Origin of the sequence: Salicibibacter cibi (genome assembly GCF_016495865.1) — a bacterium.
Taxonomy (GTDB): Bacteria; Bacillota; Bacilli; order Bacillales; family Marinococcaceae; genus Salicibibacter; species Salicibibacter cibi.
The window spans coordinates 1723709-1735865 of record NZ_CP054706.1; the positions used below are offsets into that span (position 1 = coordinate 1723709).

Genomic DNA, 12157 nt, shown 5'->3' on the forward strand with positions numbered 1-12157 from the left:
CATGCAATTGCGTTTTTATCTGGGGAAAAGCGGAAGCGGAAAAACGACCACCTTATTGAACGAAGTAGAACGAGCATTATCTGAAGAAGCCGTCGACGGTTCGCCTATTCTTTTTCTCGTTCCGGAACAAATGACGTTTCAAATCGAATACCAATTGACAAAACAACTCGGCGGGATGACGCGTGCCCATGTGTTAAGTTTTTCTCGTTTGGCGTTGCGCGTCTTACAAGAAACCGGAGGGAATACCGGCGACCGTTTGCAACGGGCCGGCGTCCATATGCTGCTTCGCAAAATCGTCGAAGAGGAGAAAAAGCACTTCCGGGTGTTTAGAAAAGCAGCCGATACGGACGGCTTTATTCATGAGCTGGAACTAATGATGACGGAAATGCGCCGGCAAGCGTTGGCACCGGATGTGATTGCCGACAAGCAATCACAATTAGAAGAAGATGGAAAATCGGCCGGGCTGCGTGATAAGCTTCATGATATTTCCCTCGTTTATGAGCGGTTTGAACAGGCCTTTCAGGGTACGTACATGAACACGGAAGAAGCGCTAAAACGGCTCATCCGCCAACTGCCTGATTCGGAGTGGCTAGAGGGCGCCATCGTTTACATCGATGGGTTTTACGATTTTAGCCCGCAGGAGCTGTATGTCATTGAGTCCCTCTTTGCCAAAGCGAAGGAAATGACGGTTGCCCTTACCATCGACCATGTTCCTAACCAAGATAGGAGTCCCAATGAGCTTGATCGTTTCTATTTGACGGCAAAAACGTACACGAAACTGACCACCCTTTCCATGGATCACAATATTGGTTGGAACGTTTGTATGTTTTCAGACAAACGCCCAAGTGTTCACGAAGAGACCCCTCAGTTGTTTGAAGCGGTAAACCGGCGAGCGGAAGTTGAAGGCGTAGCGCGTAAAATCATTGAACTTGTTCGTGATGATGGATATAAATACGGGGACATTGCCCTTCTCGTGCGCGACGATCGACCATATGATGAATTGTTGAAACGTGTGTTTGGCCGTTTTGAAATTCCGATTTTTTTGGATGAAAAAAGATCAATGATGCATCACCCGGTTGTGGAACTTATTCGCTCCACGCTCGAAATTGTTGAAAAAAATTGGCCGTTTGAAGCGGTTTTTCGCGCTTTGAAAACCGACTTATTTTTTTCGCCCGATGATAATTGGAGGGATTGGCGCGAGAAAGTCGATGAACTGGAAAACTATGCGTTGGCTCACGGCATTAACGGAAATAAATGGAGAGAAGGGCAACGTTGGCATTATCGGCGGCACCGAAATGTGATGGATGCCGATGGACAGACCGACATGGAAAAAAAGATTGAGGACCGCCTGAATAACACACGAGATGCGTTGATTGCGCCGTTACTCACGTTGGAAACGCGTTTGAAACAAAGCGAAAGCGTACGAGGGCGCTGTGAAGCATTGTATCTTTTTTTCGAAGAATTGCAGCTGCCGGCTAAAATTGAACGGATGCGAGATCAAGCGATCACGGACGGTGCGTTGGAAAGTGCCGCCGAGCATGATCAAGTATGGGAAAATGTGATGGATCTGCTCGATCAATTTGTGGATGCGGCCGGCGATGACGGTCTATCCCTCTTTTACTTTACCCGCATGATAGACGCCGGGTTGGAAAGCATGCAGTTTGCGATCGTTCCCCCAGCCATTGATCAAGTAACCATTGCTGATATGGAGCGCTCTCGTCTGCCGGATGTGCGTGTCACCTTTATTCTCGGCGCGAATGAGGGCATTCTCCCGGCCAAACCGGAAGAAGAAGGGTTGATCCGTGACCGTGAACGTGACCAGTTGGAAACCATCGGCCTGTCTGTTGGACCTTCGGCCAATGACCGCCTTTGGAACGAACCCTTTTACTTATATATGGCGGAAGCAAGCCCGGCCGATTTGCTTATTTACACATACGCGCTTGCCGATGAGGATGGCAAAACATTGCTTCCTTCCCCACTTATCGGACGGTTGCGGGAGCAATATCCAAACATACAGCAAACGTTTATTGAAGCAGATGCCGGCAGCGCACAGGAAGACATGCAATGGACGTTTATCAATCATCCGGAACAAGCAATCGAAGAATTGGCCATGCAATTGCAGAAATGGCGGAACGGTGAAGAGATCCCTGACGTTTGGGGCCATGTCTATAATTGGTTTACGGCAAAATCAGAGTGGCAGGATCGTTTGCGAACCGTGTTGGGAAGTTTATTTTACAAAAATCAAGCCATTAGATTGGATGAAGGAACGACGAAGGAACTGTACGGAGAAGATATCCAAACGAGCGTCAGCCGTATGGAAATGTTTCAAAAATGTGCGTTTCGGCATTTTGGTACGTATGGATTAGGTTTAAAAGAGCGCGAGGTTTTTAAATTGGAAGCCCCGGATATCGGAGAGCTTTTTCATGCTGCCCTTAAAGATGTAGCGGAAGTTGTCCGGGAACAAAACCTTGTATGGGCGGATCTATCCGATCGTGAGTGCGCGCATATTGCCCGCGAAACCGTAGAAAAGCTGTTGCCCTACGTTCAACGAAACATTATGTTTAGCACGAATCGCCATGCCTATATAAGCAAAAAATTGGAGGACGTCGTTGTCCATACGACAAAGACATTACGTACCCAGGCGCAATCATCAAGCTTCGTCCCTATTGGGCTTGAAGTCCAATTCGGAAATCAAAAAGGAAATATCCCCACTTATGAATTTCGGTTAAAAAACGGGAGCAATCTGTCTTTGCGCGGGCGTATTGACCGCGTAGATCATGCTAAAAGTGAAAGCGGTGACCTGTTGCGTGTGATCGACTATAAATCGAGCCGGCAGCAATGGCGTTTATCGGATGTCTTTCATGGCATTTCCCTACAAATGCCGGTTTATTTGGATATCATTTTGCATAGCGCCAAACAATGGTTGGGTACAGATGCGGATATCGGAGGGATGTTTTATTTCCATGTCCACAACCCGGTCGTTGAAGCGGATGAGAGCATGGATGAGGCTAAGATTGCCGACAAACTTTTAAAGCAGTTTAAGATGCAAGGGATGTTGCCTGCGGATGAAAACATTGCCACCTTAATGGATCAATCCCTTCATGAAGGCGGCCATTCGTCCATTGTTCCCGTTTACATGAAAAAGGACGGCGCTTTTTCCGAATCTAAATCTTCCGTCGTCGCAAAAGATGATTTCCAATCATTGAGACGGTATTTGCGTACCAAGATGAAAGAAATCGGAGAAATGATGAGCGACGGTAAAGTAGGAATCGACCCATATCGCACCGATAAAAACGAAATCGCTTGTACGTACTGCCCACTTCAATCAGTTTGCCAATTTGATCCGACGCTTCCGAGCAATGACTACCGATTGCTATCCACGCTTTCGGATGAAACAACGATGGAAAATATGAAGCGAGAGGAGGATGAGTCTTGACCCCTAATACAGAACAAGTGCGGTGGCAGATCGGCGAAAAGCCGGCCAACGTTCGTTGGACCGATAATCAGTGGCGTGCGATCGCGTTACGCGGGGGAAATATTCTCGTATCAGCGGCTGCCGGTAGTGGAAAAACCGCGGTGCTCGTCGAACGAATCGTGCGCAGAGTAATCGATTCGAATGATCCGGCAGAGATCGATCGCTTGCTCGTCGTCACCTTTACAAATGCGGCGGCAGCTGAAATGAGCGTGCGCATTGGCGAACGATTGGATGAAGCATTGAAAGACAATCCCGGTTCATTACATTTACAAAGCCAGCGCCATTTGTTGAATCGTGCCCACATCTCCACACTTCATTCCTTTTGCAATCAAGTGATACGGCATTATTATTATGAAGTCAATATTGATCCGAACGTGAGAATCGCCAATGATACCGAGCGAGAAATTTTAAAAGAAGAAGTGCTGGACGAGGTTTTGGAAGAATATTACGGATCCGGGGATCGGCTTTTCTTTGAACTGGTGGATGCTTACAGCGGTGATCGCAGTGATGAAGGGCTCCGAAAGTTGCTATTGTCCTTGTTTACCCAAGCGCGTGCGCAGCCGGAACCGCATCGCTGGCTGGAAGAGACGGCTCGCATGTACGAGCGTTCGTATGAGAGCTTGGAGGATACGCCCTGGGGGGCTTCTTTTCAAGCGCACGCCCGTGAACAATTGCAAGTTGCCGCCGATTTATTACAAAAAGCATTATCTCTTGCCGAGCTTCCTTCCGGCCCCGCAAAATACATCGATGTGCTCTCAAGTGAACTACGGATGTTGGAAACCTTGATGTTGAGCGATACTTGGAACGCTTGGCACGAGACATTCAAACAATTTTCGCCGCAACGGATGCCCCCCAAAGACAAAGATGCTGATGCATCGCTGGCAGAAGAAAGCAAAAGTTATCGGGATGAAGCTAAAGAGATTATGAATGATATGGCCAAAATATTTGCCCCTGATCCCGAGACCCATTTGCAAAAGATTCGCGACATGAAAGAGCATGTACGCTTGCTTGTAACCCTCGTTCAATCGTTTAGCGATCGCTATGCGGATGTGAAAAGGGAAAAAGCCCTCATCGACTATGAAGATTTGGAACATTTAACCTTGCAAATCTTGCGGGAAGGGAACACGCATCAACCATCGGCGGTTGCTCTTGCCTATCGGGACTATTTTACGGAAATTCTCACCGATGAGTACCAGGATACAAACCGTGTCCAAGAAGCGATTCTTCACTTGCTTTCCAACGGGCGCAACCGTTTCATGGTCGGGGATGTAAAACAGAGCATATACCGTTTTCGGCTCGCTGAACCTTCGCTTTTTTTGGAGAAACAACAAAGCTATGAAACATTGAGCACTGAAGATGTAGGAAACATCGAAAGCGAAGGGATTCGCGTGGATCTCGCTGAAAATTTCCGAAGCAGAAAACAAGTGATCGACGGGGTCAATTATGTTTTTAAGCAAGCGATGGATGAAACGATCGGCGATGTCCATTATGATGAGAGCCAGGCGCTTCGTTACGGCAATATGGACTATGACCAAAAAGCAGCAGGTTATGAAAATGAGGTCGTCCTGCTAGACCGCACGGGACATGTGAACGACGACGAGGAAGAAGAACTCCAAGCTGCCGAAAAGGAAGGGCAATGGATCGCGGAACGCATCCAATCAATGATCGCAAACCGCTTTCCCGTTTACGATAAACACACAGGTCAAACGCGACCTGTGGAATATCGGGATATCACGATTTTGATGCGCACCATGAATGCGGCGCCAACGTTTATGGATGTTTTTAAACAAGCGGACATCCCCAGTTACGCAGCCCAATCCGGCGGGTATTTCAGACGGGTGGAAGTACAAGTGATGATGGCTTTATTGCGTGTGATTGACAACCCGTATCAAGATATTCCGCTCGCGAGTGTGCTCCGCTCCCCGATCGTTGGTCTGCGTGAAAATGAATTGGCAGACATCCGTTTAGCCGGTAAAGGAGAATCTTTCTATGAAGCGATGAAAAGAATTGTAGCGGAACAACCCGTCCTTCCGTTCGACGCCAAACTTTCGTTTATGGAAGAAAAACAAAGGGCCGGAGAAGAATGGAGAAATCGGGTGGCAGCCTTTTATAACCATTTACAAAAATGGCGCTCCCAAGCGCGCAATCATTCTCTTTCCCAATTAATCTGGGATTTGTTCCGTGAAACAGGCTATGATGCATTCGTTGGCGGTCTCCCCGGAGGAAAGGAGAGGCAGGCGAACCTTCATGCCCTTTATGATCGGGCGCGTGCCTATGAACAAACCTCTTTCCGCGGATTATTTCGGTTTCTGCGTTTCGTCGACCGTATGGAAGAGAGAGGAGACGATTTGGAAGTCGCGCGCACCCTTGGGGAACAGGAGAACGTTGTGAAGATCATGTCTGTTCATAAAAGCAAGGGTTTAGAGTTTCCGGTGCTGTTCGTCGCCGGGATGACCAAACAATTTAATTTAAAAGATGCACAAGCCTCCATACAAATTCATCAATCGCTCGGGTTTGGATCCAACTATACGGACACAGAGCAACGGGCGATGTTCCAAACATTGCCGCTCATCACTATGAAACAGGAAGCGCGAAAAGAGCAAATTTCGGAGGAGCTCCGCATTCTTTACGTGGCGATGACGCGCGCCAAAGAGAAGGCCATGCTTGTGGGGGCCGTGAAAGACCCGGAGAAAACGATTGATAAATGGGTGAAAAAAGCAATGACAGCCAGCGGACGGTTGCCTTTTCAAACACGAGCGCGGGCGAAATCGTTTTTCGATTGGATTGGCCCTGCCATTATTCGACATCCTGCTTCAAGCTATTTACGCGAAATAGTGGAAAGCCCGTTCGATTCCATGCTTGCGGATGAATCCGAGTGGAACGTTACCCTTGCTGAAACCCGTGGTTTTTTTGCCGACGAAACGAAAAACGACGACCTGGAAACGGCGTTGGCCAAGGTGCAAACATTACAACCAATTGAACTGGAAGCAAAAGACGATACCGCTGCCGATCTCGTGCAAAAACGTCTCGATTGGGTTTATCCACACCCTTCGGCAACGACACATTTTGCCAAACAGAGTGTAAGCGAAATAAAAAAGCGTAACGATAACGAAGATCCATATGCAGCAAAACCGATGCGTGAACATCATTTTCAATCCGCCAATGCCGGGCGTCCCCGTTTCATGCAAGAAGATAAGGGTTCGCTTAGCCGCGCCGAGTTCGGAACAGCGATGCACGCGGTGATGCAACGCATCTCCCTTCAAGGGCATACCGTCTCTCAAGTGGAAGCAACGATCGAGGAAATGAAAGAAAAAGAACAGTTAACCGAAACACAAGCACAAGCGATTGATGTCCATGCTATTTTACGTTTTTTTCAATCCGAACTAGGCAAACGACTCCGACGGTCCTCTCATGTTTATCGCGAAGTGCCGTTTACGTTCGTCAAGCCCGCTGACCAAATCTATCCGGGTTGGAGCGATGAATATTCGGAACCCATCCTTATTCAAGGGGTGGCCGATTGCTTGTTTCATGATGATAATCAGCGTTTCGTTCTCATTGATTACAAGAGCGACCAGATCAACAGCCGAATGAATGAGACACTGCTACGCAATCGTTATCAAGAACAGATGCGTCTCTACACGGAAGCAATCGAACAGATATGGAAAACAAGCGTTCAGGAAAGATATTTGTATTTCTTTGATGGCGGGTTCACGATCTCGATATAGCTTTCATTAAAGAGATTTTTGATCCCCTCTGATAAGGAGGGGATCAAATCGGAGATAAAGGAGGGGTTTTCATGCGAATTTTACACACCGCCGACTGGCATTTGGGACGCACATTGGAAGGCAGAGACCGCAAGCCGGAGCATGAAGCATTTATGGATGAAGTCATGACAATTGTTGACGAATATGCCATTGATGCCATTCTAATTGCCGGGGATCTTTTCGACAGCAGCAACCCGCCTGCCGAAGCCGAACGTTTTTATTATGAAAGCATGAGCAGGCTTTCCGATCAAGGAAAGCGGCCGGTCGTCATCATCGCCGGCAATCACGATCAGCCGGAGCGTTTATCGGCTGCGATGCCCCTCGTTCAAGAACGGCAGATTTACATGGTCGGGTTGCCGCAGTCTGCAGCGTTAAAAGTCCCGGTAAAACGGGAAGGGACCTATTTACACGTTGCCGCGCTTCCTTATCCCTCAGAGGCAAGATTAAAGGAAAGTTTTTCAGATTCCGAAGCATTTTCGGGGGATGATGAAACGTATAGGGCAGCGTATGATGCCCGCATTGCCCGTTTATTTCAACAGTTAAGCAGCGACTTCACGCACGATAATGTCAATATGGCGATGAGCCATCTATTTATAGCCGGCGGTGCTGGTTCCGATTCGGAACGCCCAATTGAAATGGGCGGGGCATACACCGTGCGCCCGGGGAGTCTTCCTGATAACGTTGCGTACACCGCTTTGGGCCACTTGCATCGTCCTCAGTGGGTAAAAGGAGCAACATCCCCGGCCCGTTATGCCGGCTCCCCCCTTGCTTTCTCCTTCAATGAGACCGGGGTTACCAAGTCGGTCACGGTGATAGATGCAAGCCCCGGTGAAGAAGCACACGTAACAGAAGTTCCGCTTTCGAGCGGGAAAAGACTTACACGTTGGCATGCCACGGAGGGCATTGTGCAAGTGCACCAATGGTTGGATGCACGTTATGGAACGAACGATTGGATTGACTTATCCATTCACAGTAAGCACACACTTAATCCTGAAGACATCCAAGCGATTCGTCGCGCTCATCCGGGAATTGTCACCATTCGCACCGTTTTACCCGAAGAGACGTTCAAACCGGAGGAATCGCGTCAACATCTGCCTATTGATGAATTGTTCCGACAATTTTATGAGAAAAAGAGCGACGGAGCTACGCCGGAGCCTGAACTTACGCAACTATTTTTGGAACTTCTGGAAGAAGATCGCACTCGAGAGAAGGTGAGCGTCCGTTGAGACCATTGCAGTTAAAGGTAAGGGGCTTGCACAGTTTTCGTGAAGAACAAACAATTGATTTCAACCAACTCTGCGATGGTGGTGTTTTTGGCATTTTCGGCCCTACGGGAAGCGGAAAGTCGTCGATTCTGGATGCGATGACGTTTGCTTTGTATGGGAAAATCAGCCGGTCTGGAAGCGTTGGTGCGAGCATGATTAATCAATCGGAGACGGAAGTCGCCGTTTCTTTCTCCTTTCGGCTCGGAAACCGTACGTTTATCGCCGAAAGAAGGGCAAAACGAAAGGATGCGGCTTTGCAAACCACGCGTTCCCGATTTATCGAAACGACCGAAGAACCTGTCGTATTGGCCGACAAAAAAGGGGTGATGGATCAGGAGATCGAAGCGATGATCGGCCTGAAAATCGAAGATTTCACTCGCGCAGTCGTTCTCCCGCAAAATAAGTTTTCCGAATTTCTGAGCCTCAAAGGCGCCGAACGCAGCAAAATGCTGCAGCGATTATTTGATTTAGAAAAATACGGGGATGAGTTAAACGAGAAAATCAAAAAACATCTCACCGAGGCAAATGCAAAAAAAGACACAATTGAAGCCGAGAAGAACGGTCTCGGAGATGCTTCCGAAGAAGCGTTGACGAAAGCCAGGCAGGCCGTTGTTCAAATAGAAAACGCGCTACATAGAAAAGAAAGCTTCAAAGATGAACTGGAAACCAAATGGCTGAGGGCAAAAGAAGTGCTTCAGCAACAGAAGATTCAGGCTGAACTCGAAAGCGAGCTAGCGTCCCTATCGAAGGAACGCCCGAAACATGAAAAACGCCGGGAGGCCTTACGCATAAGCGCAATCGCGAATCAGCTGCTCCCGTATCGGGAAGAGCAGGAACGGAGCGAACGTGAATGGCTTGAGGCCGAAAAGGCATTAAAAGAAAGCGAGGAACAAGCGGATAAACTTGTGAAAAAGGAGCAAGAAGCTCAAGAAACCTTTCGGAATACAAGAGAGAAACGACAAGCGGAAGAGCCACAGCTAACCGTGAAAATCGCTAAACTTGAAGAAGCAAAAGTACTGGAGACAGAGCTGCAAACGTCTGTTCAAAAAATGGACGCAGTCCGGAAAGAAGAATCAAGCTTATCTAAGGAACAAGACACCGAAGACCGCACCCTGCAGCAAGCACAAGAAGCAGAAGCGAGCGCAAAACACCTTATAAAGGAGAAAGAAGAGCAGCTTACCGCCTTTGAAGCAGCCCAATCCAAACGGGAAAACATCCGACAAGCTTTTGAAAAAGGCGAAGCCTTAAAGCAACAAGCCGAGCGTCTGGAAGAGGAGAAAGACGCGGAAAGAAACGCCATCGACAAAGAGAAACAACAGGAAATTTACATGAAAGAGGAAAAACAAAAAAGGGATGAAACATTCGAATGGCTTTCGTCTACCCACAACAACCTTTATCAGTGGTTTTTTGATTTAAGCGAAGCAAAAAGAGAACAGCAAGCGTTAATCGCAACCATTAAGGACATGCAAGCAAAAAACATTCATGCGAACGAGGCAAAAGCGGTGCAAGCGCTCGTTTCCCGGCTGGAAAAAGGTAACGCTTGCCCCGTTTGCGGTTCCACCGAACACCCGGCGCCGGGAATTTCGCTTGATGAGGACACGCATGATAGAGATTTGCTTCAATCCATATGCGAGCGTTTGGAAGCAGATACAAGCATTGACCGATATCGTTGGGAACTTGAGCGCTACTCTGAGCAAATCGCAGCAGTGACAGAGGAAAAAGCAGCACAACAACCAACAGGTTTATACGGCACGCCTTCCCATCCGAAGCGTTTAAGCGATTTGACGGCGGAGGATGCACCAACGAAAGCGGATCAATTTTTTCATAAGCTGGAAGCAAAAACCAAATCGTTAGATACACTTCTGGCTAAGACAAAGCAATGGATCGAACAAGCGCACCAACATACCTCTAATCTCAACGAAATCGAAGCGTTGTACACGCAAACGATATCCAATCGCGAAGATGTCACAATGAAAAAACAAAAACAGGAAGACATCTATGTAAAACAAAAGAAAGAATGGCATGAATCCTTCCCCGGCCATTCTTTGCAAACGATTCATGAAGAATGGGAAACGGCACAAAAAGATCATGATCAGCAGGAAAAGTTAAGGGAAGACATGCGTCAACAACAAAAACATTTAGAATCTCTACGAGAAAACATAAAACAGATTGAATCCAAACGAACCAACGTACAAATGGCTCTTTTGCAGCGAAAAGCAGAAAGGGAACAACAGGAAAAAGAATACCATCAAGCCCAAGCGAAACTTAATGAAACACTTGGTGAAAACACATCAGCAACGAAAGCGTTGGCGGACGAAGAGGAAGCCCTCCGGCATTTCCAAACCGAGGAGAAAATCGCTGAAGAGAACTTCCTAAAAGCGACAGCCAGCCGACAAGAAGCAGAACAAACAAAAGCGGCCGCCGAGGAACAATACGCATCTGCGCGCAGAAATCATGCATTGGCAAACGAACGCTGGGAACAGCAAAAAAATACAGACGAAGGCATGGAAGCCAAAAACAGCTTGCAAGCACAATTGGACAGCACAACACTGAAAGGTTACGCCCTGAATGTTGAAAAACGAAATGAATATGAAGCGGAAATTCAACGTTTTGAAACGCAATGGGCCCAAACGAAACAGCGGTTAGCGGAAATAGAAACAGCATTGGACGGAAAACGGATGACAGAGGAAGAATGGGAAGCATTAGACGAAGCTTTTCAAAAGAAAAAAGAACAGGTCGAACAAAGGAAGGAAGAACGAAGCGTTGCCCGCGCAAAATGGGAGGATCTGCAAGAAAAGCACCACCGCTATGTCAAGCTCGAAGAAGAACGGCAGCAACTGGCAACAAGGATCGGTCATTATCAAGAATTGGAGAGAGTTTTTAAAGGCAAAGCGTTTGTTAACTTTATCGCCGAGGAACAACTGGTGCAGGTGACCCGTCATGCCTCCGAGCGACTTCATGCCCTCACACAGGGAAGATACGCCCTGGCCCTTGATTCGGACAATAACTTTTTAATTGCCGATTATTTTAACGGTGGGCAAAAACGGCCGACGTCCACGCTTTCCGGAGGTGAAACCTTTTTAACATCGTTGGCGCTGGCCCTCTCCCTATCCGTTTCCATTCAGTTGAGAGGCCAATATCCCCTCGAATTCTTTTTCCTCGATGAAGGCTTCGGCACGCTGGATGCCGAACTGTTGGATACTGTCGTCAACGCCCTGGAACAATTGCAGACCGACCACCTTGCCGTCGGCATCATTAGTCATGTCCCCGAATTGCAGGAGCGGCTGCATAAACGCTTGCTTGTGGAAGCGCCAAAACCCGAAGGCCAAGGCAGCCGGTTAACGATCACGCACTGATTATTTATGGGCCATGGCGCCCGATGCAGAAGAAAAACAAGTGATTCGGTCGCCATGAACGCCCTATGGAGCCTGAGCGGAAGAAAAAAGATGAATTCAGTTGCCATGAGTGCCTTATGGGGATCAAGTGAAGCTAAAAAAGCGGAAAAAGAAATCTGTGCTGGGCTTCTCCCTATGCAATCCATGGCTTTCCGGCATACAATAACGAAAAATGAAAGTAATGAGGGACTATCATGTCATTTGATGCGCGTATACATTTAGGGACGCAACGTTATCAAAGTCAAAAAGACAAAGGAT

The 12157-nt window shown here is 47.8% G+C and carries 4 protein-coding genes; all 4 read left to right on the forward strand.

Annotation, left to right across the window (positions count from 1 at the left end):
* The first annotated feature begins 1 nt into the window (after nt 1).
* The 4 genes from addB to HUG20_RS08850 all read left to right on the forward strand — a co-directional run bounded on the left by addB (nt 2) and on the right by HUG20_RS08850 (nt 11860).
* A complete protein-coding gene (addB, locus tag HUG20_RS08835) occupies nt 2-3436 on the forward strand; it encodes a helicase-exonuclease AddAB subunit AddB (RefSeq protein WP_200090157.1) in 3435 nt (1144 codons plus the stop codon).
* Complete coding sequence (gene addA, locus HUG20_RS08840) at nt 3433-7200, forward strand: helicase-exonuclease AddAB subunit AddA (protein ID WP_246476593.1); 3768 nt, start codon at nt 3433-3435, stop codon at nt 7198-7200. Before addB ends, addA begins: the two co-directional genes overlap by 4 nt.
* 71 nt (nt 7201-7271) lie before the next feature.
* Nucleotides 7272-8465, forward strand: a complete 1194-nt coding sequence (locus HUG20_RS08845; protein ID WP_200090158.1) for a metallophosphoesterase family protein — start codon at nt 7272-7274, stop codon at nt 8463-8465.
* Entirely contained in the window at nt 8462-11860 is a 3399-nt protein-coding gene (locus HUG20_RS08850; protein WP_200090159.1) for an AAA family ATPase, read from the forward strand. Before HUG20_RS08845 ends, HUG20_RS08850 begins: the two co-directional genes overlap by 4 nt.
* Nucleotides 11861-12157 lie beyond the last annotated feature (297 nt).

Coding starts and splice junctions, on each gene's coding strand:
- addB (WP_200090157.1), top strand. CDS start 2: ATGCAATTGCGTTTTTATCTGGGGAAAAGCGGAAGCGGAAAAACGACC.
- HUG20_RS08845 (WP_200090158.1), top strand. CDS start 7,272: ATGCGAATTTTACACACCGCCGACTGGCATTTGGGACGCACATTGGAA.